The sequence below is a fragment of the Kerstersia gyiorum genome (genome assembly GCF_004216755.1).
Lineage (GTDB): Bacteria > Pseudomonadota > Gammaproteobacteria > Burkholderiales > Burkholderiaceae_B > Kerstersia > Kerstersia gyiorum.
Map to the genome: position 1 here is coordinate 297447 of NZ_SGWZ01000003.1, position 25861 is coordinate 323307.

The window sequence follows — 25861 nt, forward strand, 5'->3', positions numbered from 1 at the left end:
GGCTATCGGGCGCCGACGCGGCAGGGCCGGGCACTCGGAGTGCCTTGCCTGCGGTACGGTAACATGCGCCAGAACAGGCCACATGCGTCCCGCCACCGCGCTGGCCCAGCTCCAGGAAGAAGAGAGATATGGCACAGGGTCTTTCCCGCTACCCGTCCCACACAGACACCTTGCCGTCAGGCACGATGGACCGCATAGGCTTCATCGGCGCCGGCAGGCTTGCCCGGGCCCTGGCCTGGCATTGCCATGCACGCGGCCTGCACGTCACGGCCGTCGCCAGCCGCACGCCGGCCAGTGCGCAGCAATTGGCCGCCCGCCTGCCCGGCTGCGCCGTCCTGGACAGCGCTCAGGCAGTCGTCGACCGTTGCAGCCTCGTTTTCATCACCACGCCCGATGCTGCCATCGAACCCACTGCAGCAGCCATACACTGGCGCGCCGGCGTCCGGGTCGTGCATTGCAGCGGCGCCACGGAAGTCGCCGCGCTGGGTGCCGCGCAGGCCGCCGGCGCGCTGACTGGCGGGTTCCATCCCATGCAAACCTTCGCCGACCCGGAAGCTGCGCTCGAACATCTGCCCGGCTGCACGGTCACCATCGAAGCCGAAGCTCCGCTGGATGCCGAACTGAGCGCCCTGGCCACGCGCCTGGGCTGCCGCATCAACCACCTGCCTCCGGGTGCCAGGCCGCTGTACCATGCCGCAGCCGGCTATGCCTCACAGTTCATCAACGCCCTGCTGCATGACGCCGTGCGCATGTGGCAATCCTGGGGAGCCACCGAGGACGACGCCCTGCATGCCCTGTTGCCCCTGCTCCATGGAACCCTGGCCTCGATTGCCGGCAGCGGCATCGCCGCTGGCATGCCCGGCCCGGTTTCCCGGGGCGACACGCGCTCGGTCGCCGGTCACGTCGCCGCGCTGCGATCCTTCGACCCGGCCACCCTGCCGCTCTATGCCGAACTCTGCCAGCGCACCATAACGCTCGCATTGCAGCAAGGCCGCATAGATTCCCCTTGCGCCAGTCATTTGCACCGTCTCCTGGCCGCACCTCTGCCCTGAGCAGCGCAGCCACCCAACCATGCCGGCCCAGCTGCCGGACACCCAGCGATCACCACAAGGAAATCAATCTGCCATGCCGACCCAACGCGATAACAACCTGCAACAGGCACATAAGGTCCTGGACTGGAACCGAAAATACCTGAACCACGCTTCAACGCTCTCACCCGAACGGGTGGGAGAATGCTTTGCCCCGGCTTTCGTGGTCGAGGCCAACGGCAGGCGTTACCAGGCCAACCATCAGAACTACCAGGCCTTTCTGGAAGACATGAAGCGCTCGCTGTCCGGCATCGAATACACGGTAGACCACGAAGTCGCCGATGATCATTCGGCGGTCTTTGCCATGCGGGTCGGCATCAGCAAGAAAGACGGCAGCACCGAACACTTCAATGCCGTGCTGCTGACCCAATTCGATGCCGATGGCAAAGTGACGCTCTGGCACGAAGTCTACGTCCCCCAACCCGGCCGGGCCTGATGCGCATGGTCGTTCTGGCCGGCCGCGTGGCCATGCCCCCAGCCAGCCGGGCGAGCAGGCACAGTCATGATTCCGTCACGCTCGCTTGACATACTGGGGCGCGGCGGAGAAGCCCTGGCAAAGGCGCGGCTCCGCTTCCGTTCGAGCCTCAGGCTCCCGAAAAGAATCGCTGGCCTTAACCGGAACCCCCTGCATGTCTTCGTCCGATCCGACTTCCTGCCTTCCCGTCCTGACCCGGCGCCTGTTGCCCGCCACTTTCGTGCTGGCAGTACTGGCCGGCTGTGGCAGCAGCCATGACAAGAACGATACCGAACCAGCGCCGGAACCCACACCGACGCCCACGCCGGTTTCACCCTATGTCGATGCCCGCGCCGGAGACGTCCTGAAAGTCCAGATCAAGGAATTGCACCCGACCCAGCCGTCGGTAGGCTACGACCAGATCTACTACCACCTGGGCCGCAAACAGCCTGACCTGAACCGCTACCAGCCTACGGAAGCCGGCTACCTGGGTGATGACGACGAAGATAACTACTCGCGCTACATCTACCGTACCGAGCGCAAGCGCATCGACGACTATTGCGCCGACAACGGCCAGGGGGGCGTGGCCAGTTTCACGCAGACCGGCACGCGCCTGATAGACAGCACGAGCTACACCTGTTCCCTGCCCGAGCCCACGCCCGATGCCGCTGCCGACATCCTGGCGCAACTGAAGACGGTGGTGGTGGGCCCCGGCGGCACCCTTTACCTGACGGACGGGCACCACACCTTCACCACCCTCAAGGAACTGGCGGACGGCGGCGAAGAGCTGCCGGTCTGGGTACGCGTGGCAGCAAACTACAGCGGCGCCGAAACCCAGGCCAGCTTCTGGCAACAAATGCAGGACGCCCGCTACGTCTGGCTGGAAGACCCGGAAGGCAAGGCCATCACCCCCGACCAGTTGCCGGACCGCCTGGGCCTGGATACGCTGAGCGACGACAAATACCGCTCGCTGGTCTACCTGACGCGAGGCATGGGCTACGACAACAGCGACATGCCGGAATTCGCCGAATTCTACTGGGGCAGCTGGCTGCGTGAAAACGGCCCCGATCTCTCCCAGTACAAGTTGACCGACCTGGCGCGCGCCCGCATCGAAGTCAAGAACGGTGTCGTCAGCGCCCGTAGCGGCGACAGCACGGACAGTTATGTTGCTGCCGTGCGTGATGCGGCGCTGCGCATGGTCGCGCTCGACGATACCGCCACGGTATCCGGCGGCCGTCTGGCAGGTGAACTGGGCCACCTGGACGCGCCCGCCGCCGCCAAGGATTGGAACGATTTCATGGAAGACGAAATCTGGCGCGCGGACACCAACAGCAGCGGCCGCTACCGCACGGCCGGCAAGGCCTGGTACGCGCTCAAGTATCGCGAATGCGGTGGCGCGGCCAACACGCAGCCGGCTTGCTGGCTGCAACCCTGAAGCCCGGCCTCCGGGCCGTCCTGGCCGGGCCGGGGCCATCAGGCCACCGGTTCAGGCCAGGTCACCCAGCTGGCGGTGCAGATCCTCGATATCCTGCAGCCGCCCGCGTACCTCGGCCGGATAGGCCGATGCCATTTCGACCGCCAGGAAATGGATCAGCGCAAAGGCCGCCAGGTGTGAATCGAAAACATGCCGCCTGGCATTCGGGCAGCACAACGTGAGCGCCGCCCGGGGCACCAGGTCCGACATGGCGGTGTCGGTAATCAGCAACTGACTGACCCGGCGCCGCGCCACGGCCTCCATCAAAGGCAGCAACTGGCTGGCCCGCCGCCGGAAATCAACGACGACCAGCAAATCTCCCGACCGCAACTGGCTGAGCAGTTCACTGGGCCTGCCAGCGGCATCTCCCAGCACGAAGACATCCTGGCGCAACTGCAGCCACAAGGCCTGCGCATAGCAAGCCAGCACGTGGCTGGCACGCAAGCCCAGCACAAACACCCTGGGCGCACGGAACAGATGCCCTACCGCCTGGGCCAGTTGGCCCGGGGGCAGGCTTTGCCGCAGTAACCCCAGTTGTTCCTGCTCCGCTTCGATATAACTGCTCCACGCGGGTTCCGTGCCTGGGTTTGGGCTTGGGGCGCTACCCAGCTCGCGCCCAATGGCCGCAGCCGTGCGGTCCAGCGGTGAATTGCCATCCTGGTCACGCGCCTGGCGCCGCGCCTGCTGGAAGCCCTCGTACCCGAGCTTCTGGAAAAAACGCGCGGTGCAGGCACGCGACACGCCGGCCATCGCCGCCAGTTCTGCCGCCTGGAAGCCGGCCATGGAAAAGCCCGGCTGCATCAGCAGGCTGGCCAGCTTGCGCTCGGACACCGACAGTCCGTTCCATTGGCCCAGAATGCGTCCCCGCAACGACCCTGGCGCGGCTCCGCCCCCCTCCGCCTCACGCCCAGGCTCCTGGCGTCCGCCTGACCCTGCATGATCCCTGCTGTCGTACCCCATGTCGCTCTCCGTCCGCCATGCCTGTTGTCATTCAATAGCGCACCATTCCAGTGCCTGATGTCTGTCAATGGGGTGCAAAACGCACCGCCATGGGCCTCGTCCAAGCGGCTCCGGCCTGGCATTTCACCCTGGCCCGGCACGAACGTCGCGCCCGCCCGTCCTGGAATTTCCATTTCACCCACAAGGAGAAATGGAACACCCATTCCATCCACTAGCACGATGGATGCCAGTTTTTTTCCGGAGTTGGCACGGCATTTGCTTGTGTCCTGTCATCAGCAAACCTTTCCTCACCCTCGCTTCAGCAAGGAACTCTGCCATGACAGCCCGCCTCACTTCCCGGACCGCCGCCTTCATCGCCACCCTGGCCGCCAGCTGCGCCATGCTCATGCATGCCGGCAATGCCAGCGCCGACGACTCGCTGAACCGCGTCCTCGACAAGAAAACCCTGGTCGTCGGCATCGCGGGAGACTTTCCTCCCTATGGTTTCATTGGCCCTGACTTCCAGCCCCAGGGCCTGGAAATCGACCTGGCCCGGCATATCGCCGGAAAAATGGGCGTCGCGGCGGAGCTGGTCACGGTAACCAACCCGAACCGTATTCCCTACCTCCAAACTCGCAAGATAGACGTCATCATCTCAACCCTGGGCAAGAACCCGGAACGCGCCCAGGTCATAGATTTCGGTTCGTCCTATGCACCCTTCTTCCAGGCTGTGTACGGCCCTGCCGACCTGAAAATCGAAACCATCGAAGACCTGGCAGGCAAAAGCGCGGCCGTCACGCGCGGCACCATCCAGGACGACCTCATCACTCAGCTCGCCCCCAAAAGCCTGAAGATCCAACGCTTCGAGGATGATGCATCGACGGTCCAGGCCTTCGTATCAGGACAGAACCAGTTGCTGGTCACGGGGGCATCCATGGCGGATGTCGTGCTGAAGAAGAACCCTCAGCTGAACGCTGAGTACAAGCTGCTGCTGAAAGACTCGCCTTGCTTCATCGCCGTGCGCAAGGGAGAGGATGCTTTGCGCGCACAGCTCAACGCCATCATTCTGGAGGCCAAGCAGGACGGCACGCTGGAAACGCTGTCACAGCAGTGGCTGGGCCGCAGCACCGGCGAATTGCCGCTCTGATCCCGCCAGACCATGCATGGCAGGCGGCCAACCGGCGCCAGCCATGCCCCCTCAGGATGCCTGCCACGCAGGCCTCCCGCCGCCAGGAGCCCCGCCTCATGCTTTCAGATTTCCTGCCCGTCCTGGCCCAATGGCCGCTGCTGCTCCAGGGCCTGCTGCTGACCGTGTTGCTGACAGCCATTTCCACGCCGCTAGGAGTCGCGATCGGCATCGCCGGCGGCTGGCTGCGCGTGCATGGCAATACGCCAGCGCGGGTAGCCACCAGCATCTACCTGGAACTGACCCGCAACACTCCTTTCATCATCCAGCTCTTCTTCATTTTTTTCGGATTGCCCGCGCTAGGCGTAAAACTCAGCACGGAAGCCGCCTGCGTGCTCGCACTGAGCCTGAACCTGGGCGCTTACTGTACGGAAATCGTGCGTGCCGGCATCCAGGCCACGCCCAGGGGTCATATCGAAGCTGCGCAAAGCCTGGCGCTGAACCGCTGGCAGGTGTTTGCGCATGTTGTCCTGCCGCCCGCGCTCAAGCGGGTCTGGCCCGCCCTGGTGGGGCAAATCATCCTGGTCATGCTTGGTTCTGCCGTATGCAGCCAGATCTCCATGGAAGAACTGACCTACAGCGCCAACCTGATCTCCAGCCGGACCTTCCGCAATTTCGAGGCATATATCCTCATTGCCGCCGTCTACCTGCTGCTGGCCATCCTCTTGCGCCAGGGGCTGAACTGGCTGGGTCCGCGCTGGATCTTCGGCCGCTGAGCGCCAGAACCTTACAGGTGCCGCCATCATGATCGACTTCCCTTTTTCCGCCATCGCCTGGCAACTCCTGCTGGCCCTGCGCTGGACCGTACTGCTGTCGCTGCTCGCCTTCATCGGCGGCGGCGCCCTGGGTTTGCTGCTGCTTGTGCTGCGTCTAGGCGCAAACCCTTGGCCACGCCGCTGCATCCAGCTTTATGTACAGATATTCCAGGGCACACCGCTGCTTATGCAGCTATTCCTGGTCTATTTCGGACTGCCCATGCTGGGCCTGGATACCCCGCCGCTGCTGGCCGCCGGCCTTTGCCTGGCGCTCTATGCGGGCGCCTTTCTCTGCGAAATCTGGCGCGGCTGCGTGGAGTCCATTCCCCGGGGCCAGTGGGAAGCTTCGAGCAGCCTGGCGCTGAACCGCTACGAACAACTGCGCCACGTCATTCTGCCGCAAGCGGCCCGCATGGCCCTGGCGCCTACCGCCGGTTTCCTGGTCCAGGTCATCAAGGGAACAGCGCTGGCCTCCGTCATCGGCTTCGTGGAAATCACCAAGGCCGGGCAAATGATGGCCAATGTCACGCACCAGCCCTTCCTGATCTACGGCTGCGTCGCCCTGCTCTACTTCGCCCTGTGCTACCCGGTCTCGCTCTGGTCGCGCCATCTGGAACACAGCATGCGCCGGCCAGCTCCCCGCCCTTGAACCCATCCCTGCAGCCGACAACAGGAGCCCCTCATGCCTACCCCCAAGCTACCCCATCCAGCCACCGGCAACAGTTCCTCCATTCCGCTGGTTGCCATCCAGGGCCTGCGCAAAAGCTACGGCGACAATGAAGTGCTGAAAGGCGTGGATCTGGACATACACCGCCGCGAAGTCGTCACCATCATCGGCAAAAGCGGTTCGGGCAAAAGTACGCTGTTGCGTTGCATCAACGGCCTGGAAAGCTTCCAGGCCGGCAATCTGACCGTGCATGGCCAGGCCCTGCGTGCCCACGACCCGGCCGCGATGCGCGAACTGCGCAAAGATGTCGGCATGATCTTCCAGAACTTCAACCTGTTCCCGCACATGAGCGTGGGCCGCAACGTCATGCTGGCACCCATGCTGGTCATGAACATGCCGCGCGCGCAAGCTCGCCAGCGGGCCCAGGTGCTACTGACGCGCGTCGGCTTGGCCGACAAGATCGACAGCATGCCTGACCAGCTTTCTGGTGGTCAGCAGCAGCGCGTGGCCATTGCCCGTGCACTGGCCATGGAGCCGGAAGTCCTGCTGTGCGACGAAATCACGTCGGCGCTGGACCCGGAACTGGTGGGTGAAGTCCTGCATGTCATTGAAGACCTGGCTGGACAAGGCATGACCATCATCATGGTGACCCATGAAATGAATTTCGCCCGCAAGGTCAGCGACCGCGTCGTCTTCATGCACCAGGGCCGCGTACACGAAACCGCCGCGCCGGCGCAATTGTTCAACGCACCGCAAACACCGGAACTGCGTCAGTTCCTGTCAGCCATGGCCTGACACGCGCTTCCGACCCACGTTCGCCCGGCCCCGGAGGACGTGTCCGGGGGAATGGGCTGACCGGCCTGGTTCAGGCAGGCCTGCCGAGCAAAGGCTAGCAACAGGATGGCGCCAGGCGGCTCTGCGCCATGGTGATCAGCGCTTCGATAACAGGCTCGGCCAGCCGCTTGTCTATCGGCCTGCCCAGAATAACGAACTGGGTCGTCAGGAAACTGAGCACAGCATCGAACAGGATGCCCGCCACCACCGCCTTGGGCGCATCGGCCCGAATCTGGCCCTTGCGTTCCTGGATGTCGAAAAGCCGCATGAACACATCGAACCACACCATGGGGCCATGCTCGTACCAGGTCTGCCCGGCTTCGGGGAAACGCTTGGAACCCGCGATGACGAGGCGATAGAAGGCGACGTGGCGGGCATTGGCCACGACATTGACGAGTTCCTGCAGGATGGTGCGCAGGCCATCGGCCAGCGTGACACCCGATACGTCTATGGCCCGAAGCTGGGCCAGGAACTCAGCGCAGAGCTGTTCAATGACGGCGGCAAACAAAGCCTGCTTGCCGCCGAAATGATGATAGACCGCAGCCTTGGAACCGCCCGCCTCGGTCACGATGGCATCGAGGCTGGTGGCGGCATAGCCATGCTTGAGAAAATGCTCGCAGGCAACGTGCAGCAATTGCTGCTGCCGCTGCCTGCCCCGCTCTGTCGCCGGGACTTTCTTGTGTTGGGATTTCGTGGCGACAGAGACTTTGGGCATGGCAGGGTCAGGGCAACTTATGGCTTCTTGGGAAGCGCATAAGCTATCACGTAATCGCCACGATCTGGCGATTGCCGCGCACCGCCTGCCGCGATGACCACGAACTGGCGGCCACTCTGCGGCGCCACGTAGCTCAGCGGGGTGGCCTGGCCTCCCACCGGCATGCGGCCCTTCCACAGCTCTTCGCCGGTGGCGATGTCCAGCGCGCGCAGGTAGTAGTCCTGGGTGCCGGCATAGAACACGATACCGGAAGCCGTGCTGACACCGCCGCCCAGCGTGGGCATGCCCAGAGGCACCGGCAGATTGGCCTTGACGCCATTCACGACGGCATCTTCGACCGTACCTGCCGGCGTCTGCCACACCAGCTGACGGGTATTCAGGTCAACGGCAGCGAACACGCCCCAGGGCGGCGCATTGCAAGGAATGCCCAGCGGCGAATTGAAGGCCTCGTGGTCGATCACGAATGGCGTACCCTGCATGGGATAGGTACTGCCTACGCCATGGCCTGCCACCAGCTTGCTTTCGTCCACTTCCGAATGCGGGATCAGCGTCACAACCTGCGGAATGCGGATATCGTTGAGGAACAGATAGCCACGGTCTTCATCTATGGCTGCGCTGCCCCAGTTGAAACCGCCGTAATAGCCGGGATACAGCAGGGTCGGCTTGGTCGACGGCGCAGTGAATTCCCCTTCGTAGTTCAGCTTGCGGAAGGCAATGCGGCAAGCCAGCTGGTCAAAGAAGGTGGCGCCCCACATATCGGCTTCGGTCAACGGCTCGGCGCCCAGGGCGGGCATGCCGACCGAGTACGGCTGGGTCTTGGCGACCCAATCCCCGGCGGCAACCGTTTGCGGCACGGGACGTTCTTCCACCTCAGCCAAGGGCCTGCCGTCACGGCGGTCCAGCAGGAAGATCTGGCCACGCTTGGTCAGCTGCACCAGCGCCGGCGTCACGCCGCCCTTGCCATCCGGAATGTCATACAACGCCGGCTGGGCCGCAATGTCGTAGTCCCAGATGTCGTGATGCACGGTCTGGTACGTCCAGCGTTCGCGGCCGGTCAGGATATCCAGCGCCACCACGGCAGACGAATGCTTCTCGGTGGTTTCCGGACGATGGCCGCCCCAGAAATCAGGCTGCTGGTTACCTGTCGGCAGGTAAACCAGGCCCAGTTCCTCGTCAAAAGCCGGCGTGGACCAGACGTTAGGGGTCGAACGCGAATAGCTGCCGCCCTCGGGAGGCAGCTTCGTGATTTCCGGCTGTCCCATGTCCCAGGCCCACAGCAATTCACCGGAATCGGCGCTGAAAGCGCGAATCACGCCGGAAGGCTCATCCACCGACCGGCCGTCAAATGTCCAGCCGCCGATGATGATCATGTTGCGCACAACGGTCGGTGCGGAGGTCAGGTAGTACCAGAGCACGTTGTCGTAATCGACCTTGCCCATGCCGACGGTGAGGTCGACCGCGCCATTCTGGCCGAAATCCTCGCACAGCTCGCCCGTTTTGGCGTCGATCTGCAGCAGGCGGGCGTCGATCGTGGTCATCACGATACGGCTGGCGCAAGTACCATTGCCGCCAGGCGCCGCCGGATGCGACTGCTGCCAATCCAGGTCTTCCTCAAACGCATAAGGCTGCTCGACCTTGGCAGGCTCGTAGTAGCCCAGGCCGCGGCAACGGTTCCAGGTCTTGCGATCTTCGACCTTGGGATCGAATTTCCAGCGCTCCTGACCGTTCTCGGCATCCAAGGCGATGACCTTGTTGAGCGGTGTGCACACGAATACCGTGTCATCCACCTGCAGCGGCGTATTCTGGAATTCCGAGGCGCCATCCGCAATTTCGCCCGTTCGGTAGGTCCAGGCGACCTCAAGCTGGTCGACATTGCCCGGGTTGATCTGGTCGAACGGGGCAAAGCGGGTACCTGCCGGTGTCCGGCCATAATGCTGCCAGTCCCCGCCCACGCCGGCCGTCGCGGAGTTGCGCTGCACTTTGGGCGCAGCCGCGGCCTGGATCACGCCATGCGGCTGGAATACAGCCACCCCGCCCGCGACCAGGCCCAGGCCCAGTACGCCCGCCAGCAGATGCGGCACACGACGCGAGCGCACGCCCGGCAGTTGCGGCAACAGCAGCGCCAGCACAAAGGCCAACACAAGGAACGGCGCCAGGCGCGGCACCAGCATCCAGAAGTTCAGGCCGACTTCGGCCAGCGCCCATACCACGGTCGCCACGGCGGTCAGGCCGAACAGCCAGGCGCCTGCCACTCGGCGGGCCGCCAGCAAGCCGCCCGCCACCAGCAGGGCTGCGCCCGCCAGGATGTAATACCAGGAACCGCCCAAAGCGGCGAGCTGGATACCGCCCACCGCCAGCACCAGGCCGATCACGGCCAATATGGCGCCAAACAGCGCCAGCGGCCAGCGCCGCTGCTTAGTGCTGGTCTCCGAATCAGCTTTAGCTGTTGTCATATTCAAGATCACCAATGAAAAGGGAAACGTCGTAAGGACTCAGGGGCACCATTGCCCCTTCCCGTGAAGCACCTGCCAAATGGCTGCTGCGCCAGGCTGCAAGCCTCGTGCAGACGCTCTTGCAGACGATGTGCCCGGCCACGACCGGTGCAAAAAACCAGTTGCCGCTTGCGCAGCAAATCCTGTACTGTACCGTACAGTACTATTTTGTGTCATTCAGAACCCATGACGCAGCGCGGCAATACCGGGCCTGTAAAACCGTGAAACTCAGCGTGGCATTCCATGGACAAGACAGCCGGGCCGGAACAGCGCCTGCCGGACGGCCGCCGCAAGACCCGCCAATATGCATGGCCTTGCCCAGCCCGATGCCGTACGGCATGGTACCGTGGCCTGCACGCTTCACATGTCAAAGCCACCACTGGCATATCGCCTATTTCCCAGGAGCCCCGTCATGGATTCCCAGCCGCGCATCGTCCTGAATGACCAGAATCGCATTCCCCAGCTAGGCCTCGGTGTCTGGCGTACACCGGATGACCAGGCCGGCCCTGCCGTGGAGGCTGCCCTGGCCGCGGGCTACCGCCATATCGACACCGCCGCCGTCTACGAAAACGAAACCGGCGTGGGCGCAGGCATCCGGGCGGCAGGCCTGCCGCGCCGTCAATTATTCATCACCACCAAACTCTGGAATCCCGACCAGGGCTATGACAGCACGCTGAAAGCCTTCGACGCCAGCCTGGCACGGCTGGGCCTGGACGACATCGACCTCTACCTGATTCATTGGCCCTCTCCTGCTCGCGGCCTGTACCTGGAGAGCTGGCGGGCCATGCGGCGGCTGCATGAAGAAGGCAGGGTGCGCTCCATCGGTGTTTCCAACTTCGCCGCAGAACACCTGGAGCGGCTTATCCAGGACAGCGGCGTGGTGCCCGTGCTGAACCAGATCGAACTGCACCCGCGCTTCCAGCAACGCACATTGCGCGACTTCCATGCCCGGCATGGCATCGCCACCCAGTCCTGGAGCCCGCTGGGCCAAGGCACGCTGCTGGACGACCCGGTCATCACGGCCATTGGCAGGAAACACGGCCGCACGCCGGCCCAGGTCATCATACGCTGGCACCTGGACAACGGCCTGATTGCCATCCCGAAATCCGTGACGCCCAGCCGCATCGCGGAAAACTTCAATGTCTTTTCGTTCCGGCTCGACGCCGATGACAGGTCGGCCATCGCCGCGCTGGACACCCCCGACGGCCGCATAGGCCCCGACCCGCTGACGGCGGAGTTCTGACATGCAGGCCGCTCCGTCCACCCAGGATTACCTGCCGGAAAAGCTCACGGCACAGGCTGCCGCGCAATTGCCGGGTGCCGTCGTGCTCGATTTCGGTACCAACTGGTGCGGCTACTGCCAGGCCGCACGCGCACCGGTCGATGCCGCACTGGCCGGCTTTCCATCCATCCGGCATATCCGCGTCGAAGACGGCAAGGGCCGGCCGCTGGGCCGCGCTTTCGGCGTCAAGCTCTGGCCCACGCTGGTCTTGCTGCGCGACGGCAAGGAAGCGGCGCGTCTGGTCCGCCCCGACAGGCAGGCGGAAATCGAGCAATTGCTGCATGCGCAGGTGCCCTGAGCCGAATCCTTTTTCCTCACCCTAGTTCCCTATAGCGATGTCCAGGCAAACACCCCTTACGCTGACTCTTCTGTCCCTCATGGCCGTGCAGGCGGCCCAGGCGGCGCCTGCCGCCGACGCCGACAGCCCGCCGCCGGCCAGTACACCGGCAAGTACGCCGGAAGTGGCGCAGTTGCCTGCCATCGAAGTCATCAGTACCTTGGGGCCACGCGCTATCCTCGACGCTCCCGCCTCAATCAGCCAGCTCAACGAATCCGACCTCTACACTGGCAGGCCGGCGCTCAAGCTGTCCGAAGGGCTGGCCAGCGTGCCGGGCATCCAGGTGCAGGACCGCAACAACTCGGCCCAGGACCTGCAGATTTCCATTCGGGGTTTTGGCGCCCGCTCCACCTTCGGGGTACGCGGCGTGCGCATCTACGTGGACGGGATTCCGGCCACCATGCCCGACGGCCAGGCACAGTTGTCCAATATCGACCTGACATCAGCCAGCACCGTGGAAGTGCTGCGCGGCCCGTACTCGGCGTTGTACGGCAACTCCTCCGGTGGCGTCCTGATGGTGGAAACCGCCAAGGGCAGCGGCACGCTGCGCCCGGCCGCGAGCCTGACAACAGGCAGCTATGGACTGCGCCGCTACGGTCTGCAGGCCGGCGCTGCCACGGAATCCAGCGTGGGCCTGACCAACTACAACGTCAGCGCCAGCCGCCAGACGCTGGACGGATGGCGCGACCATAGCGAAATGAGCAAGAACCAGGGCAACGCCAGGCTTGATTTCGCATTCGCGGATGCCAGCCGCCTGAGTCTGCTGGCCAGCTATGCGCTGATTCATGCCGACGACCCGCTGGGCCTGAGCGCCGAAGACGTGGAAAACGATCCTCGCGGCGTCACGCCCAATGCACTCAAGTTCAATACCCGCAAAAGCACCCGGCAATCCCAGATCGGCCTGCGCTATGAAAAGTCGCTGTCTACTGACACGCAGTTGCAGGCCATGGTTTATGCCGGCGAACGCCGCACCGTCCAGTACCAGGCGATCCCTCCTGCAACCCAGAAACCTGCCACGCACGCAGGCGGCGTCATCGACCTGGAACGCGGATTTGCCGGTATCGACCTGCGCGCCACGCACCAGGCCAGCCTGCTGGGGCAGCCGCTGTCCGTGACCATCGGGGGCGCCTATGATCATATGAACGAAGACCGGCGCGGCTATGAAAACTTCCAGGGCAGCGCCACCGCCCCGACTGACCTGGGCACGCGTGGCGAACTGCGCCGCAAGGAACGCAACACCTTGCGCGACATGGATGTCTACCTGCAGGCCGGCTGGGACATCAGCGACCGCTGGCTGCTGGAAGGCGGTCTGCGCCGCAGTGAAGTGCGTTTCCGGTCCCGCGACCGCTACCTGGAAAATGGCGACGACAGCGGCAAGAGCTCCTACAGCGCCTGGCTGCCGGTCTTTGCGGCACGCTATGCGCTAGGCGCGGACAGCAGCCTGTACGCGTCGTTCGGCAAGGGTTTCGAAACCCCGACTTTCAATGAGATTTCCTATCGCCCGGATGGCTCCGGCGGCCTGAATCTGGCGCTGCGCCCGTCCACCAGCCGCAACTACGAGATCGGTGCCAAGACCGGCAGCCTGGGCGGTCTGCTGACCGCCGCGCTGTTTCGCATAGATACACAAGATGAAATCGTCAGCGCCGGCAGCAGCGGCGGCCGCGCCACCTTCCGCAATGCCGGCAAGACGCGCCGCAATGGCGCTGAACTGTCCTGGCAGGCTTTCCTGGTGCAGGATCTGCAATTCACCTTGAGCTATACCTACCTGGATGCTGCCTTCCGCCATTCCGGTCAGGGCAGCGACGGCAAGCGCATTCCAGGCGTCGCCCGCCATAACGGCTATGCCGGGCTGCGCTGGATGCCGGAACAGGGCTGGCAGGCCGGTGCGGAATGGCGCGCCATGGGCAATATCGAAGCCAATACCGCCAACAGCGCGCACGCACCGGGATACGCCGTAGCGGCGCTCTACACCGGCTACAGGATCACCCGTAACGCCTGGGACCTGGACCTGCTGGCCCGGGTCGACAACCTGTTCGACAAGCGCTACATCGGTTCGGTGATCGTCAACGAAAGCAACAGCCGCTATTACGAGCCTGCGGCCGGCCGCAACTGGACCTTCATGATCAACGCGGGATACCGGTTCCAGTAGCGGCAGCGGCGCAAGCGCTTCAATCCTTTAGCGCTTGCGCCAGCAGGGTATCTAGCAATTCGTTGACACCCACGCCCTCGGCCTGCGCCCTGGCCCGTAACGCGTCGATGACAGGCTGGCGCAACTTGACGGGGAAGGACACCAGTCCGGCAGCCTGATCCAGCCGCCGCTGTTCGCGGCGGTCCAGGACAGCAGCGCCAGCATAGCGCCCAGGCGGCACGGCCGCCTGCATTTTGCCCATGAGCTTCAGGGCCTTGTTTTTTTCTAGGTCGGTTTTTTTCATCGGAGATCCGCAAAAGTGGCGCATTCGCCACCGGCGCACTGTAGCTCAAGGCGCCTGGGCGCGCCATGGAAATAAACGGCCCAGGCCGTCCCGCCCGGCCACGGACTTGCCGATACCACGCCGGATGCGACAATTCTGGCCTTGCCCACCCCAAGGAACATCCCGCGATGATTGCCATCCGTCCAGCAGACACGGCCCTCGTGCCCGCGCTCCAGGCCATAGAACGCTCGGCCGCCCAGGCCTTCCTGCAAATTCCCGATCTCGCCTGGCTGGCGGACGGCGATGCCATGCCTGAGGAGCGCCACCGAGCATTCATCCGCCAGGGCACGGAGTGGGTGGCGCTGGATGCCGACGGCCAGGCTGCCGGTTTCCTTTGTGCCGAAATTACAGGCAAGGAACTACACATCTGGGAACTCTCTGTCAGCCTCACTCACCAGGGCCAGGGGCTGGGCCGGGCGCTGCTGGCCCATGCCATCGACACCGCGCGCAGCCGCGGGCTGCGCTGTCTCACACTGACGACATTCCGCGACGTGCCCTGGAACGCACCGTTCTACCAGCGCCTGGGCTTCGATCCCGTGCCAGCAGCGGCGCTGGACACGCGGTTGGCGGCAATCCTGCAGGAAGAAGCCGCCCATGGCCTGCCTGCCGGCCGGCGCTGCGCCATGCGCCTGGCGCTGTCCGGCCAGGGCTGAATCACGCGCCCGCCGCCCTGGCGGTATCCTGGCGGCTGCCGGTACTGGCGATGGGCACAACCATCGGCGTATGGGTCACGGGGTCGTCGATCACCACCGAACTCAGGCCGAAAACCTCCTCGACCACTGCGGGCGTCACGACCTCGTGCGGATGGCCCGATGCGACGATCCGCCCGGCCTTCATCGCAATGATGTGATCGGCATAGCGCGCCGCCTGGTTCAAGTCGTGCAGCACCATGACCAGCGTGCGCCCTTCGGTACGGTTGAGCCGCTGGCAAAGATCCAGCACCTCGATCTGATGCGCGATATCCAGATACGTCGTCGGTTCGTCCAGCAACATGATGGGCGTGTCCTGCGCCAGCACCATGGCCAGCCAGACACGCTGGCGCTGGCCGCCCGACAACTCATCCACCGCACGCTCCGCCAGCATTTCCACGTGTGCGGCTGCCATCGCCTTGCTTACCGCCGCTTCGTCTTCCACGGACCATTGCTGCAACATGGTCTGGTGCGGGAAACGCCCGCGCGCCACCAGGTCCGCCACGCAAATGCCCGAGGGCGCCACCGCGCTCTGCGGCAGCAGGCCCAACTGGCGCGCCACGGCCTTGGGCGCATAGCTGCGGATATCCTTGCCATGCAACAGCACCTGGCCGCTCACAGGAACCAGGAGGCGCGATAACGCGCGCAGCAACGTCGATTTGCCGCAGGCATTGGGGCCGACGATCACCGTCACCTTGCCGGCCGGAATATCAACGGTCAGGTTTTCCGCGATCAGGCGCGATTCATAGCGCAGGGTCAGGGCCTCGCCGCGCAGCGGAGACGTGCCGGCCGCAGAAGCCGCGGCGGCAATGCCGGCAGATGCCGGTGACGAAGAGAAATGGCTGGCACCCTGGCCTGTGGTCATAGAGTCCTATCCTGCCGGACCAGACGCCCCGCAGCCGGTCCATCATAATGAAAAACATTACAATTATAGATACTGCAAGTGCCTGCCGCCCGGCGCCAGGCTTCCTGATCCTATTGCCCGGAATATCAATGCGCACGAAGAAATCCCTTGCCGCATTCGGCCTGATGCTGATGGCCCTGCTCATGCTGCTGGCTCGCCCGGCACAGGCCGGAACCGAGGCTGCGGCCGAAGCCGCCACGGCGTCCCAGCCCTGGCCCCGTGACTTCCACAATGCCGACGGCAGTATCACGCATATTCCTGCCCAGCCCAAGCGCATTCTTTCCACCACGCCCACCATCACCGGCACCCTGCTGGCCATAGATGCGCCCGTCGTGGCCAGCGCCACGGCAGCCAATGGCCAGTTCTTCGCCCAATGGGCCGAGGTAGCCAAGGCACGCAACCTGGAAAAAGCCTGGCCCGCCGGCCGTGTGGACCTTGAAACCGCCTATGCCTACGCACCCGACCTGATCGTGGTAGCGACCAGCGGCGCCGATTCCGCGCTCGAGCATATCGCCAGCCTGCGCCAGATCGCCCCGACCATCGTACTCGACTATGGCCGGCGATCCTGGCAGGACCTGGCTCGTCAGTTGGCCGAAGCCACCGGCCTGGAACATCAGGCCGAAGCCAGAATCGAGGCCTTCGATCAGCTTGTTGCCGACGCGCGCGACAAGATCAAGCTGCCGGCAGGCCAGGCCAACATCATCAGCTATAACGGCGCCTCCATGGAAAACCCGCTGGGCACCCGCACCGGCGCGCATGGCCGCCTGCTGCAGGCGCTGGGCTTCGACATCGAGGCCCCGAACCCGGCCTGGCAGAGCAATGCCGACGTCAACCACGACTTCATCTGGGCGCCCTATGAAAAGCTGCCCCAGCTGAAGGCGGAAACCACCTTCCTGTTGCGCGTGGGCGATGAACGCCGCGATGCCTTCCTCAAGGACCCGGTGCTGGCCAACCTGCCCTCGGTGAAATCGGGCCAGGTCTATGGCCTGGGCGCGAACTCATTTCGCATCGACTATTACAGCGCCACGGAAATCGTCAACGACATGGTGAAGCGGTTTGGCCAGTAACCACAGCCTGCGGCGGCAGCGCCAACGGCGCAACGGCCTGCTGCTTTGCGGCGCCGTACTGCTGCTGTGCTGCATTGCCAGCCTGGCGGTGGGAACCCAGATGCTCCCCCCGGCCCTGGCCTGGGACGCGGTGTTCCACCTGGACCCCGCCGACAACAACCAACTCATCATGCTGCACCTGCGCATTCCGCGCACGCTGCTGGCCATCCTGACGGGCTGCGCCCTGGGCGTCGCCGGCGTCATCATGCAGGCGCTGACACGCAACCCGCTCGCCGATCCCGGCATCCTGGGCGTCAATGCCGGTGCCGCCGCTGCCATCGCGCTATGCATTGCCGTGCTGGGTATCGAGGATATTTCCATCTATATGTGGTTCGGCCTGCTGGGTGCGGCCCTGGCGGGCGCCGCCGTCTATCTGCTGGGCGGCGTGCGCCACGGCGTCAACCCGGTACGGCTGGTGCTGGCCGGCGCGGCACTGACCTTCGTGCTGATGGCGATCACCCAGATCATCACGGTCAACAGCACGGACGAAGCCTTCAACCAGTTCCGCCACTGGGCGGCAGGCTCGCTGCAAGGACGCGGCTACGCAGTGCTGCTACCGGTGTCGCTGCTGATTTTCGCGGGCCTGAGCATCGCCATGACGCTGGGCAAATCCCTGGACATCGCCGCCCTGGGGCAAGACCTCAGCCATGCGCTGGGTGCGGCCACCGGGCGCGTCTGGATCCTGTCTTCCGCCGCCGTCATCGTCCTGGCTGGCGCCGCGACGGCTGCCGTCGGCCCCATCAGTTTCATCGGCCTGACCGCGCCCCACCTGGCCCGTTTCATCATCGGTCCCGACCATCGCTGGCTGTTGCCCTACGCCATGCTGCTGTCCGCCATCCTGATGCTGGCGGCAGACATCCTGGGACGCCTGATCGCGCCGCCCGGGGAGGTCGGCGTCGGCATCATGATCGCCCTCATCGGCGGCCCCTTCTTCGTGGCGCTGGTGCGCCGACGCAAAATCGCCCAGCTATGAACGCAAGCTCCCCTGTTTCCCGGACGGCGCGCCGCGTGCTCAGCACGCCGGTCTGGCGCACCCGCCACGCCTCATTCGTCATGCAGCCCCGGCTGGCCGTCGTGACCTGCCTGCTGCTGCTCCTGATCCTGGCCTGCGCTGCCTTCGCCATGAGCAGCGGCCGCGTCGCGCTGTCGCTCGGACAAGTGGCGGATATCCTGCTGGGCCGGGGCGACGGCGGCATGGGCGAGCGCATTGTGCTGAACATCCGCCTGCCGCGCGTGCTGACCGCGATCTTCGCAGGTGCCGCGCTGGGCATATCGGGAGCGGTGTTCCAATCGGTATCCCGCAATGCGCTGGGCTCACCAGACGTGATCGGATTCACCACGGGTGCTGCCACGGGTGCGCTGATGCAGATCATCGTCTTCGACCAAGGCAGCCTGGCCGTTGCCTTGTCGGCCGTGCTCGGCGGCCTGTTCACCGCCGCCGCCGTCTACCTGCTGGCCTTGCGTGGCGGTGCCGTTGGCGGCTACCGCCTGGTGCTGGTCGGTATCGGTGTCGGTGCGATTCTCAATGCGCTCAATGGCCTGATGCTGGTCAAGGGCAAGCTGGACAATGCAGTGATGGCCAATCTGTGGCTGGCCGGATCGCTGGATGCCCGTACCTGGCAACACGTACTGCCGGTCATGATAGGCACCCTGGTGCTGATTCCGCTGATCCTGCTGTCGGCACGCACCCTGCACCTGACCGAGATGGGCGACGACCTCGCCAGCCAGCTGGGCATACGCGTGGAACGCACCCGCGTATTGATGATCACCTACGCCGTCATCCTGGCGGCACTGGCCACCGGGGCGGCCGGCCCCATCGCCTTTGTCGCCCTGGCGGCACCGCAACTGGCACTGCGCCTGACCCGCGCACGCCACCTGCCCGTCATCAGCGCTGCAGCCATGGGCGCATTGCTGCTGGTGGTCGCCGACCTGCTGATCCAGCATATCCCGCTGGCCATGGCCATTCCCATCGGGCGCATGACAGGCATCGTCGGCGGCGTCTACCTGCTCTGGCTGCTGACGCGCTCCCGGCAGGTGTGAACCAAAAACAGCCAGGCCGGGCAGGCTATCTTCCTGCCCGGCCTGGCGGAACGCTTGCCGCCGCTATCGCCAGCGCACGGCTGCTTAACGGATTACCCGCATAACGGGGGCTGCCTGCTTGATGGGATACCTGCTTAATGGGCTGCCTGGCGTGCCGCCTCGTCGTAATCGGCCATGACCTGGTTCATGAACTCGGCCCGGGTCACCTTGCCATCACGATTGACGTCCATGGCGGCGAACTGCTCGTCAGTCACGTTGGCCGGCAATTCGCTGCGGTCCAGCACGCCATCCTGGTTGGCATCCAGGCGCGTGAACGATGCTTCCATGAACTCCTGGTATTCCTGCCGGCTGACATCCCCGCTTTTGTCCTTGTCCAGCCTTTGCATCTGTTCCGGCGACAGTTTCAGGCCCGGCGCCACGGCAGTCTGTGCCTGCGCTGCCGTGCCGGCAGCCAGCAACACTCCCGCCAGGGTACTCAAGACGATACGCTTCATGTGAAAGTCCTCCTCATTGAACATGCCTGCCTGTGGCGCCGGCCTGGCGCCACCGCCCGCAAACAGTGGGGCTGCCAATCACGTTAGCACAGCCAGCCCGGGCAACGGTTTCATTGTTTTACTGAACCTGGGGGATGGCCGCCCCTGGTTTCCCGGCGCTTGCCCGCCGCCGGAAACAGGCTATAGTCCGGATAACAAGCCCCGGCGCCGCCCGTTGGCCCGGCAAACCGATATTTCCCGCCCTGACTAGGAGCCCGCGATGAAGACAGCTACGCCTCGCATGACCAACCTGTTCCTGCAACTGGGCCTGGATGCCAGCGAATCAGGCATTGCCGACTTCATCGGCAAGCACCAGCTTCCCTCCAGCAAGCATCTGGTCGATGCCTCCTACTGGAACGATGCCCAGCGCCAGTTCCTGTCCGAGCAATACAAATCGGACGGCGACTGGGCCATTATCATCGACCAGTTGAATGAATCCCTGCACGAGGATTCCGTACGCCGCCAGACCGGACTATGACACCCGGCACCCTGACAGGCCGTGCCTGTCCCTGTGGACAGGCAGTCAGGGGCGGGCCGCTCATCCTGGCCTGCCTCTGACGGATTCATCTGCGGCAACCTGAGGCGTCAAGCCAGCAGGCGCGTGCGCAGGCGGTCCTGTGTTGCTTCGTCCAGGCCCAGGCCCTGCCCGAGGTATCGGGCAACCGACCCGAAATCCTGGCGCAGTTGGTCCAGGCCTGTCATCAGGAAGCTTTCGCGCACGCTCAGCGCGGGCAGGATGGCCTCGGCGGCAGCCTTGCCGTGTTCGGCAGCCACTGCCGCATAATTCTGCTCGATGAATGCCGTCATTCGCTGGTTGGTCAGCAGATAATCGTGCATGACGTCGTCCTGCGATACGCCAGCATGCAGTTGCAGCAACGCCGATACCCAGCCGGTCCTGTCCTTGCCGCCCGTGCAATGGTAGAGCTGGGCGTCCTCGCCATTGGCCAGTGCGCCGAACAGTTGCCCCAGCCGCTCGCGCATCCTGGCTTCCTGCACCATATCGCGCTGCAGCTGCTCCATCGCCGCCACGGTATCTGCTGCCGAGGACAAGGTGCCGAACACCACGTTGTCTTCCCCGAGGACATTGATCTGCACGTAAGCCGCACCTGCCGGCAGGACATCCGGCTGGCGCGCCACTTCCGAGGGCGTACGCAGGTCATAGATGGCGCTCAGGCCCAGGCTGTCCAGCAGGCCGGCCCGGCCGTCTGCCTGAGACAGCGCATTGGAACGATAGAACACGCCACGCCGCAGGCGATGCCCGCCTGCGGCGACATAGGTACTGGCGGCATCCACGCCGGCCACATCACGAAGGTTATCCACGGAACCACCCTGGAAAAAAGAAGAAACTTAACATAGCCTGATGACCTGCCTGCCCGACAGGAATCCAGGCAGCATTGACCCTGCTCCGGGAGGGCATCAAGAACGCCCGCTGCGAAAACATGCGTTATGCTCCCGCCTTCGTTCCCGGATATTTGAATAAGGAATATAGATGACCCAAGCCAGCGCCCGCCACATCCTCGTGGACTCCGAAGCCAAGTGCAACGAACTGAAGGCCGCCATCGAAAACGGCGCCGACTTCGCCCAAGTAGCACGCGAGAACTCCAGCTGCCCGTCAAGCCGTGACGGCGGCAACCTGGGCACCTTCGGCCCAGGCCAAATGGTGCCGGAATTCGACCGCGTGGTGTTCAGCGCCCCGGTCAACGTGGTTCAAGGCCCCGTGCGCACGCAATTCGGCTACCACCTGGTTGAAGTGACCAGCCGCCAGTAAGGCGCACGCCAGGTCCGTGGGCTGCCCGGCAACTTGCAGCAGCCCTGGCGGACGGAATGACGGAAGAAGGCCCGCGCATCATGCCCGGGCCTTCTTTTTTCCACCTAACGGCGTTCAGATCCCCAGGAACGGGAAAGGCTTGCTTTCCTTGAAGCTGGCATTGGCCTTGCCGGAGAAGATATTCTTCTGGTCCGGGCCCAGGTCCAGCTTCATGACCTTGCCGGTCTTCTCGGAGAAGTCCAGCTCGTTCAGTTCCACCCAGAAGGTATTGGGCGTCAGTGCCGATTCGAAGTAGTAGTGCAGGCGCTTCTGGTCTGCCACGGTACGCCAGCGGGTGGACGAAATATTCGGCTGGTCCGGGGTAGTCAGGCCATAGGGCACGGAGACGTTGCGGATCACGCTGAACACGCTGGCGATGGTTTCGCGGCGGTCGGCCGTCTTGGGAACGGCATTGATGTAGAACGACGCACGGGCAAAGCGGTCGGAGGCGCGGTTAGTACCCGGCAACATGATGGTGCCTCCAATCTGCTCCCAGTACTCGTTCATCGCCAGCTGCTTGTCGAAGGTCGGTGAGTTGGTCATCACCTGATATTCGCGGCTGTGATGGATCACCTGCTTGCCATCTATGTATTCGACGATGGCGCTGTCCCCGCTGGCGTCGGATATAGACAGGTGCAGCGTCGCCAGGCGGCTCTCGCCAGGCACGTTGTCGGTGACCAGCGTGAAGGGTTCGGTTTCCAGCACCTTGACGGCTTCTTCGACCGTGGCGAAATTATCCAGCACGTATTGTGCCCATGCCGCGATGGACAGCCCGGGCTTGTCGCCATCAAAGGTCGGGTATTCGGACTCCACCAACCACAGCACGCTGGCCGACAGGCCGGCTTCGTTCAGACCGTCCGTGGTGGAGATGTCATAGCCCGAGGCAATGACGCTGCCGTACCTGGATTTCCATTTCAGCGAGTTCGGCCCGGCTTCGCCAGAGCGCTCCATTCCTCGTGGAAATACCCACAGGTTGGTCGCGACGTCCGTTTTCCAATCCATGGAACGGGCCGTCACGATCTGACCGTCGATGCCGTGATACACCACCCGCGTGCAGGCGTCGGCGTCCGGCGCTGCGGCGGCGCCTGCCGCAAGTAGCGCGGCGGCCAACAGGGCGGCCAACGGTTGCCTGGAGAATTTCATGGGTGTTCCTCCTGTGTCAGAAATCCATTGCCGACGCTGATGCCGGCGACATGCCTCCATTATGCCCGCAGGCGTCCCGGATCAGGCGGAACATTGACAGGACTTGACCTCGCTCAAGCGCCTTGCCCCGGACCGGGTGCCTCCTGCATGCGCTGGCGATTCTGCATACAGGCGCATGCAATGCCCTATCACAAGTGTGACAGCACACTTGCCGGGCCTGCCGTTAGAATGCCGTCGCAATCCTGCCCCCAGCCTGCGCCAAACCGGCAAGGCGGCCGCCGCACTCACCGCGCAGGCGGCGCCGGGCCGTGAACTACCCGCTGCCGTGTAGCAGCTGCCTGTCAGTCCCCATGCACTGGGCACTTTTCCTTTCCTGAACGCCCCCGCCAACTATTCCTACCACTTTTCCGATGGCATTCCAGGCGATGCCATCAGCGAGTTCGGACGCGAATACTTTGCCGTGGATGGCAAGCTCTACCGGCAGGAAGGCAAGGTATTCAAAAGCACCCTGGAGAAGGCACGTAATACCTCCGGACGCTTCAACCAGGCCCAGGTCGAGGCCAGCTACGAACAAGCCATTCATTACCGCACTGGGTGGCGTGAAACTTCACGACGGCAAGATATCCAGGAAGGAACGGGACCGGATCGGTAATGCCGAGCTGGTGGACAAGCAATATGGTCATTCGCTGCTGATTCCCGACCACGTGCAGACCTATGTGATTCGCCAGCCCAGCGCCGATGTATGGATTCAATTCTCCACACTGGATGAGGAAAGCGGCGCCATCACCATCCTGGAAACCGCTGCGCTGGCCCCGTTGAACATCACGACGGTCAATGCGGAACAACTGGGTCAGACGCTGGATCAGGACGGCCGGGCCACACTGGACATCCTGTTCGATACCGACGAGGCCTCCTTGACCCCGGCAGGAGCCTTGCTGGCGCTGGAAATCGGCAAACTGATGCGCCAGCAACCGAGCCTGAAACTCAGCATAGAAGGCCATACCGACAATACCGGCACGCAGGCCCACAACCAGGCCCTGTCGCGGCAACGCGCAGAAACCGTGGTAACACTGCTGCGCACGCTGGGGATAGCAGCCTCCCGCCTGCAAGCCGTCGGTCACGGGGCGTCGCAAGCCCGCGTTCCCAACGATACCCCCGAAAATCGAGCGCTGAACCGACGGGTCGTGCTGGTGAAAATCACCGCGGCGAAATAACGGGGGCAGCAGCGGGTGCAGTGACGAAGAAAAGCAACGTCGGCAAAAAGCCAGGGCGACGGCGGCCTAGTCAGCAGCCGTCAGGCGCATCTCCTGCAAAGGTGGCCGTGCGGCGGTGCAATACCGTGCCAGACCCGGCTATTCCAGTGCCGCCGCCAGCGCCTTGCCATCCACGCTGACCGTCCCGGCATTGAGCATTCCGTCCAGGTAGGCCCGCGCAGCCTGTTTCTGGCGCTGCGCCCGCAAGGCCGCGCGCAGTTCATCCTCGACCTCTGCCAGCGCCGGCGTCCCGGCCGCCTGGATTTCCTGCAACTTCAGCACATGAAAGCCTGCCGGCAACTGCACCGGCCCGGCAATCTGGCCAGCCTTCATGCCTGCGATCACCTCGCGCAGCTCGGGCACCACCTGTGCCAATGGCAGCAAGCCGATCTCCCCGCCCTGCCCGGCCGAGGCCTGGTCCTGCGAGAACTCGCGCGCCAGGCTGGCGAAATCCGCTTTGGGCTGGGCTGCCCGACGCGCCAGATCCGCCGCCTGGCGGCGCGCCTGCTCCACGGCGCCGGCATCGCCGTAGGGGGCGGCAATAAAGATCTGGCTCAGGCGGTAACGCGCCGGCACCTGCAATTGCGCCTGGTTCTGCTCATAGGCCACCTGCAGCTCCTGCGCGGACGGATAATCCGCCGGCGCCTGGCTGACCGACTCCAGATACGTGCTCAAGACGATGCGCTCGGTGGCGGCCTGGATCATCTCGCTCACGTCCGAACGCTCCAGCCAGCCCTGGTTGCGGGCCTGCTGCGCCAGCGCTTTCTCTGCCAGCCGCGCCTGCAGCAGGCGGTCCAGCGCCGGCCGGTCGGCGGCCAGTTGCTGGCGCTCGGCTGGCGGCACGGCAGCCAGCAGGCCACGAACTTCATCAGCAGTCAGGACGACCGTACCCAGGCTGGCGACCACGGGTGCAACCTGGCTCGCCGGCCCGCTCACAGGCGCACTGACAGCATGTTCCTGTGGCGGGGTGTCGGCCTTGCCTGCGGCATCGCCGCAACCGGCCAGCACCAGCCCGCCCATCGCCGTGGCAACGGCAGCCACCCTACGTTGCATTTTCATGGGCGTCGAAAAAATTCCTGCAAACCGTTTCATCCTGGCTTCCTCGTCCTGTTCCTGTCCAGGCCTGGACCGACCTGGCGCATGATTCGAACTGCTGCCGGTCGGGCCGCTCAAGCAGCTGTTCCGGCAGCAGCGGCCTCTGCCGGGGTCGCCGCAATGGCGGCCTCGGGATCGCTATCGGCCTTGGCGGCATCCGCCTGCATCATGGCGAACTGGCGCAAGAACAGCACAAACTCCTGCAGCAGCCTGTCCCACAACTCGATCATGGCGCGCACGTGATTGCCGGATACGCCCCCGGCCACCACCACGTCCATCTCCATGACCAGGAAGTCGCCCTGGGTACTGAGACGCGCGAAACGCTTGCTGCCGTTCCAGCGCCCGACCAGGGTGTCGGGCAGCTCGCCCTGCACACGCAAGACGCAGGCGAAGGTGTAGTCGACAAACTCGCCAACGGCGGGCGCCTGGTTACCGGGCCGCACCGAAAAGCCGATGCCCTGGGCCGCGCTCAGCAACTGCGCCTGGCCGTTCTGTTCTGAATGCGTGACCCGATAGCCCATGTCCTGCAGCAATTCCTGCAGACGTGCGGTCGACATGGCCTGGATGAGGGAAAGATCGTTCATGGGAGAAAATCCA

Annotated in this window: 27 protein-coding genes; 17 read left to right on the forward strand and 10 right to left on the reverse strand. The window is 64.2% G+C overall.

Annotation, left to right across the window (positions count from 1 at the left end):
• Nucleotides 1-128: 128 nt before the first annotated feature.
• The 3 genes from EV679_RS11195 to EV679_RS11205 all read left to right on the forward strand — a co-directional run bounded on the left by EV679_RS11195 (nucleotide 129) and on the right by EV679_RS11205 (nucleotide 2977).
• Nucleotides 129-1052: a Rossmann-like and DUF2520 domain-containing protein gene (locus EV679_RS11195; RefSeq protein ID WP_130487251.1), complete on the forward strand. Its 924-nt coding sequence runs from the start codon at nucleotides 129-131 to the stop codon at nucleotides 1050-1052.
• A 73-nt stretch (nucleotides 1053-1125) separates the two neighbouring features.
• Nucleotides 1126-1524 carry a nuclear transport factor 2 family protein gene (locus tag EV679_RS11200; RefSeq protein ID WP_130487252.1) on the forward strand — a complete coding sequence of 133 codons (399 nt, stop codon included), beginning with the start codon at nucleotides 1126-1128 and terminating at the stop codon, nucleotides 1522-1524.
• A gap of 193 nt (nucleotides 1525-1717) precedes the next feature.
• Nucleotides 1718-2977 (forward strand): ParB/Srx family N-terminal domain-containing protein, encoded by a 1260-nt coding sequence (locus tag EV679_RS11205; RefSeq protein ID WP_130487253.1) that lies wholly within the window; start codon nucleotides 1718-1720, stop codon nucleotides 2975-2977.
• A gap of 51 nt (nucleotides 2978-3028) precedes the next feature.
• Here the strand turns inward: EV679_RS11205 and EV679_RS11210 are convergent, their stop codons facing one another.
• Complete coding sequence (locus tag EV679_RS11210) at nucleotides 3029-3976, reverse strand: MurR/RpiR family transcriptional regulator (protein WP_130487254.1); 948 nt, start codon at nucleotides 3974-3976, stop codon at nucleotides 3029-3031.
• A gap of 316 nt (nucleotides 3977-4292) precedes the next feature.
• On the opposite strand from EV679_RS11210, the gene EV679_RS11215 reads away from it, so the two are divergent.
• The 4 genes from EV679_RS11215 to EV679_RS11230 all read left to right on the forward strand — a co-directional run bounded on the left by EV679_RS11215 (nucleotide 4293) and on the right by EV679_RS11230 (nucleotide 7358).
• On the forward strand, nucleotides 4293-5102 hold the full coding sequence (locus tag EV679_RS11215; RefSeq protein WP_068371800.1) for a transporter substrate-binding domain-containing protein: 810 nt from the start codon (nucleotides 4293-4295) through the stop codon (nucleotides 5100-5102).
• 98 nt (nucleotides 5103-5200) lie between these two features.
• Complete coding sequence (locus EV679_RS11220; RefSeq protein ID WP_068372084.1) at nucleotides 5201-5857, forward strand: amino acid ABC transporter permease; 657 nt, start codon at nucleotides 5201-5203, stop codon at nucleotides 5855-5857.
• A gap of 28 nt (nucleotides 5858-5885) precedes the next feature.
• A complete protein-coding gene (locus EV679_RS11225; protein ID WP_068371797.1) occupies nucleotides 5886-6545 on the forward strand; it encodes an amino acid ABC transporter permease in 660 nt (219 codons plus the stop codon).
• A 33-nt stretch (nucleotides 6546-6578) separates the two neighbouring features.
• Nucleotides 6579-7358, forward strand: a complete 780-nt coding sequence (locus tag EV679_RS11230; protein WP_068371794.1) for an amino acid ABC transporter ATP-binding protein — start codon at nucleotides 6579-6581, stop codon at nucleotides 7356-7358.
• A 94-nt stretch (nucleotides 7359-7452) separates the two neighbouring features.
• Here the strand turns inward: EV679_RS11230 and EV679_RS11235 are convergent, their stop codons facing one another.
• The gene (locus EV679_RS11235; RefSeq protein ID WP_130487255.1) at nucleotides 7453-8112 is read right to left on the reverse strand and encodes a TetR/AcrR family transcriptional regulator; all 660 of its coding nucleotides are present in this window, start codon (nucleotides 8110-8112) and stop codon (nucleotides 7453-7455) included.
• Between the two features lie 17 nt (nucleotides 8113-8129).
• Nucleotides 8130-10565, reverse strand: coding sequence for a membrane-bound PQQ-dependent dehydrogenase, glucose/quinate/shikimate family (locus EV679_RS11240; protein ID WP_130487256.1), 2436 nt, complete (start codon nucleotides 10563-10565; stop codon nucleotides 8130-8132).
• A 451-nt stretch (nucleotides 10566-11016) separates the two neighbouring features.
• Between EV679_RS11240 and EV679_RS11245 the strand changes: the two genes are divergently transcribed.
• From EV679_RS11245 to EV679_RS11255, 3 genes are read left to right on the forward strand one after another with little or no spacing between them, the layout of a single operon-like run.
• Nucleotides 11017-11847, forward strand: a complete 831-nt coding sequence (locus EV679_RS11245; RefSeq protein ID WP_068371788.1) for an aldo/keto reductase — start codon at nucleotides 11017-11019, stop codon at nucleotides 11845-11847.
• A gap of 1 nt (nucleotide 11848) precedes the next feature.
• The gene (locus EV679_RS11250; protein ID WP_083969622.1) at nucleotides 11849-12184 is read left to right on the forward strand and encodes a thioredoxin family protein; all 336 of its coding nucleotides are present in this window, start codon (nucleotides 11849-11851) and stop codon (nucleotides 12182-12184) included.
• A 37-nt stretch (nucleotides 12185-12221) separates the two neighbouring features.
• Nucleotides 12222-14372 (forward strand): TonB-dependent receptor family protein, encoded by a 2151-nt coding sequence (locus EV679_RS11255; RefSeq protein WP_130487257.1) that lies wholly within the window; start codon nucleotides 12222-12224, stop codon nucleotides 14370-14372.
• A gap of 19 nt (nucleotides 14373-14391) precedes the next feature.
• Here EV679_RS11255 and EV679_RS11260 read toward each other — a convergent pair whose 3' ends face one another.
• Nucleotides 14392-14655 carry a hypothetical protein gene (locus EV679_RS11260; protein WP_068371782.1) on the reverse strand — a complete coding sequence of 88 codons (264 nt, stop codon included), beginning with the start codon at nucleotides 14653-14655 and terminating at the stop codon, nucleotides 14392-14394.
• A 167-nt stretch (nucleotides 14656-14822) separates the two neighbouring features.
• Here EV679_RS11260 and EV679_RS11265 point away from each other — a divergent pair, with 167 nt between their 5' ends.
• Nucleotides 14823-15347, forward strand: coding sequence for a GNAT family N-acetyltransferase (locus tag EV679_RS11265; protein WP_130487258.1), 525 nt, complete (start codon nucleotides 14823-14825; stop codon nucleotides 15345-15347).
• 1 nt (nucleotide 15348) lies between these two features.
• Here EV679_RS11265 and EV679_RS11270 read toward each other — a convergent pair whose 3' ends face one another.
• The gene (locus tag EV679_RS11270; RefSeq protein ID WP_083969621.1) at nucleotides 15349-16248 is read right to left on the reverse strand and encodes an ABC transporter ATP-binding protein; all 900 of its coding nucleotides are present in this window, start codon (nucleotides 16246-16248) and stop codon (nucleotides 15349-15351) included.
• Between the two features lie 128 nt (nucleotides 16249-16376).
• Between EV679_RS11270 and fepB the strand changes: the two genes are divergently transcribed.
• The 3 genes from fepB to EV679_RS11285 are packed head-to-tail and all read left to right on the forward strand — an operon-like array spanning nucleotide 16377 to nucleotide 19433.
• Nucleotides 16377-17354: a Fe2+-enterobactin ABC transporter substrate-binding protein gene (gene fepB / locus EV679_RS11275; protein WP_083969620.1), complete on the forward strand. Its 978-nt coding sequence runs from the start codon at nucleotides 16377-16379 to the stop codon at nucleotides 17352-17354.
• Entirely contained in the window at nucleotides 17344-18366 is a 1023-nt protein-coding gene (locus tag EV679_RS11280; RefSeq protein WP_130487259.1) for a FecCD family ABC transporter permease, read from the forward strand. The genes fepB and EV679_RS11280 overlap by 11 nt, the downstream gene beginning before the upstream one ends.
• Nucleotides 18363-19433: a FecCD family ABC transporter permease gene (locus tag EV679_RS11285; RefSeq protein ID WP_130487260.1), complete on the forward strand. Its 1071-nt coding sequence runs from the start codon at nucleotides 18363-18365 to the stop codon at nucleotides 19431-19433. The genes EV679_RS11280 and EV679_RS11285 overlap by 4 nt, the downstream gene beginning before the upstream one ends.
• A 134-nt stretch (nucleotides 19434-19567) precedes the next feature.
• Here EV679_RS11285 and EV679_RS11290 read toward each other — a convergent pair whose 3' ends face one another.
• On the reverse strand, nucleotides 19568-19927 hold the full coding sequence (locus tag EV679_RS11290; RefSeq protein ID WP_068372069.1) for an EF-hand domain-containing protein: 360 nt from the start codon (nucleotides 19925-19927) through the stop codon (nucleotides 19568-19570).
• A gap of 259 nt (nucleotides 19928-20186) precedes the next feature.
• Here EV679_RS11290 and EV679_RS11295 point away from each other — a divergent pair, with 259 nt between their 5' ends.
• The gene (locus tag EV679_RS11295; protein ID WP_068371773.1) at nucleotides 20187-20444 is read left to right on the forward strand and encodes a DUF2789 domain-containing protein; all 258 of its coding nucleotides are present in this window, start codon (nucleotides 20187-20189) and stop codon (nucleotides 20442-20444) included.
• Between the two features lie 107 nt (nucleotides 20445-20551).
• Here EV679_RS11295 and EV679_RS11300 read toward each other — a convergent pair whose 3' ends face one another.
• Nucleotides 20552-21286, reverse strand: coding sequence for a tyrosine-protein phosphatase (locus tag EV679_RS11300; protein ID WP_130487261.1), 735 nt, complete (start codon nucleotides 21284-21286; stop codon nucleotides 20552-20554).
• Nucleotides 21287-21455: 169 nt separating this feature from the next.
• Between EV679_RS11300 and EV679_RS11305 the strand changes: the two genes are divergently transcribed.
• Nucleotides 21456-21734, forward strand: a complete 279-nt coding sequence (locus tag EV679_RS11305) for a peptidylprolyl isomerase (protein WP_068371766.1) — start codon at nucleotides 21456-21458, stop codon at nucleotides 21732-21734.
• Nucleotides 21735-21848: 114 nt separating this feature from the next.
• On the opposite strand, the gene EV679_RS11310 is transcribed toward EV679_RS11305, so the two are convergent.
• Nucleotides 21849-22916, reverse strand: a complete 1068-nt coding sequence (locus EV679_RS11310; protein ID WP_068371763.1) for a linear amide C-N hydrolase — start codon at nucleotides 22914-22916, stop codon at nucleotides 21849-21851.
• Between the two features lie 599 nt (nucleotides 22917-23515).
• On the opposite strand from EV679_RS11310, the gene EV679_RS11315 reads away from it, so the two are divergent.
• Nucleotides 23516-24130, forward strand: a complete 615-nt coding sequence (locus EV679_RS11315) for an OmpA family protein (RefSeq protein ID WP_165390038.1) — start codon at nucleotides 23516-23518, stop codon at nucleotides 24128-24130.
• A gap of 138 nt (nucleotides 24131-24268) precedes the next feature.
• On the opposite strand, the gene EV679_RS11320 is transcribed toward EV679_RS11315, so the two are convergent.
• Both EV679_RS11320 and EV679_RS11325 read right to left on the reverse strand, forming a co-directional pair.
• Complete coding sequence (locus tag EV679_RS11320; protein ID WP_130487263.1) at nucleotides 24269-25228, reverse strand: peptidylprolyl isomerase; 960 nt, start codon at nucleotides 25226-25228, stop codon at nucleotides 24269-24271.
• A gap of 110 nt (nucleotides 25229-25338) precedes the next feature.
• Nucleotides 25339-25848 carry a YbjN domain-containing protein gene (locus EV679_RS11325; RefSeq protein ID WP_130487264.1) on the reverse strand — a complete coding sequence of 170 codons (510 nt, stop codon included), beginning with the start codon at nucleotides 25846-25848 and terminating at the stop codon, nucleotides 25339-25341.
• Between the last annotated feature and the right edge of the window lie 13 nt (nucleotides 25849-25861).

Bases quoted from the DNA above. Each gene is read 5' to 3' on its own strand.
- EV679_RS11325 (WP_130487264.1), bottom strand. From the start codon at position 25,848: ATGAACGATCTTTCCCTCATCCAGGCCATGTCGACCGCACGTCTGCAG.
- EV679_RS11265 (WP_130487258.1), top strand. From the start codon at position 14,823: ATGATTGCCATCCGTCCAGCAGACACGGCCCTCGTGCCCGCGCTCCAG.
- EV679_RS11305 (WP_068371766.1), top strand. From the start codon at position 21,456: ATGACCCAAGCCAGCGCCCGCCACATCCTCGTGGACTCCGAAGCCAAG.
- EV679_RS11200 (WP_130487252.1), top strand. From the start codon at position 1,126: ATGCCGACCCAACGCGATAACAACCTGCAACAGGCACATAAGGTCCTG.
- EV679_RS11270 (WP_083969621.1), bottom strand. From the start codon at position 16,248: ATGACCACAGGCCAGGGTGCCAGCCATTTCTCTTCGTCACCGGCATCT.
- EV679_RS11205 (WP_130487253.1), top strand. From the start codon at position 1,718: ATGTCTTCGTCCGATCCGACTTCCTGCCTTCCCGTCCTGACCCGGCGC.
- EV679_RS11195 (WP_130487251.1), top strand. From the start codon at position 129: ATGGCACAGGGTCTTTCCCGCTACCCGTCCCACACAGACACCTTGCCG.
- EV679_RS11240 (WP_130487256.1), bottom strand. From the start codon at position 10,565: ATGACAACAGCTAAAGCTGATTCGGAGACCAGCACTAAGCAGCGGCGC.
- EV679_RS11295 (WP_068371773.1), top strand. From the start codon at position 20,187: ATGAAGACAGCTACGCCTCGCATGACCAACCTGTTCCTGCAACTGGGC.
- EV679_RS11245 (WP_068371788.1), top strand. From the start codon at position 11,017: ATGGATTCCCAGCCGCGCATCGTCCTGAATGACCAGAATCGCATTCCC.
- EV679_RS11210 (WP_130487254.1), bottom strand. From the start codon at position 3,976: ATGGGGTACGACAGCAGGGATCATGCAGGGTCAGGCGGACGCCAGGAG.
- EV679_RS11285 (WP_130487260.1), top strand. From the start codon at position 18,363: ATGAACGCAAGCTCCCCTGTTTCCCGGACGGCGCGCCGCGTGCTCAGC.
- EV679_RS11225 (WP_068371797.1), top strand. From the start codon at position 5,886: ATGATCGACTTCCCTTTTTCCGCCATCGCCTGGCAACTCCTGCTGGCC.
- EV679_RS11230 (WP_068371794.1), top strand. From the start codon at position 6,579: ATGCCTACCCCCAAGCTACCCCATCCAGCCACCGGCAACAGTTCCTCC.
- EV679_RS11255 (WP_130487257.1), top strand. From the start codon at position 12,222: ATGTCCAGGCAAACACCCCTTACGCTGACTCTTCTGTCCCTCATGGCC.
- EV679_RS11320 (WP_130487263.1), bottom strand. From the start codon at position 25,228: ATGAAAATGCAACGTAGGGTGGCTGCCGTTGCCACGGCGATGGGCGGG.
- EV679_RS11260 (WP_068371782.1), bottom strand. From the start codon at position 14,655: ATGAAAAAAACCGACCTAGAAAAAAACAAGGCCCTGAAGCTCATGGGC.
- EV679_RS11290 (WP_068372069.1), bottom strand. From the start codon at position 19,927: ATGAAGCGTATCGTCTTGAGTACCCTGGCGGGAGTGTTGCTGGCTGCC.
- fepB (WP_083969620.1), top strand. From the start codon at position 16,377: ATGCGCACGAAGAAATCCCTTGCCGCATTCGGCCTGATGCTGATGGCC.
- EV679_RS11220 (WP_068372084.1), top strand. From the start codon at position 5,201: ATGCTTTCAGATTTCCTGCCCGTCCTGGCCCAATGGCCGCTGCTGCTC.
- EV679_RS11250 (WP_083969622.1), top strand. From the start codon at position 11,849: ATGCAGGCCGCTCCGTCCACCCAGGATTACCTGCCGGAAAAGCTCACG.
- EV679_RS11235 (WP_130487255.1), bottom strand. From the start codon at position 8,112: ATGCCCAAAGTCTCTGTCGCCACGAAATCCCAACACAAGAAAGTCCCG.
- EV679_RS11310 (WP_068371763.1), bottom strand. From the start codon at position 22,916: ATGAAATTCTCCAGGCAACCGTTGGCCGCCCTGTTGGCCGCCGCGCTA.
- EV679_RS11215 (WP_068371800.1), top strand. From the start codon at position 4,293: ATGACAGCCCGCCTCACTTCCCGGACCGCCGCCTTCATCGCCACCCTG.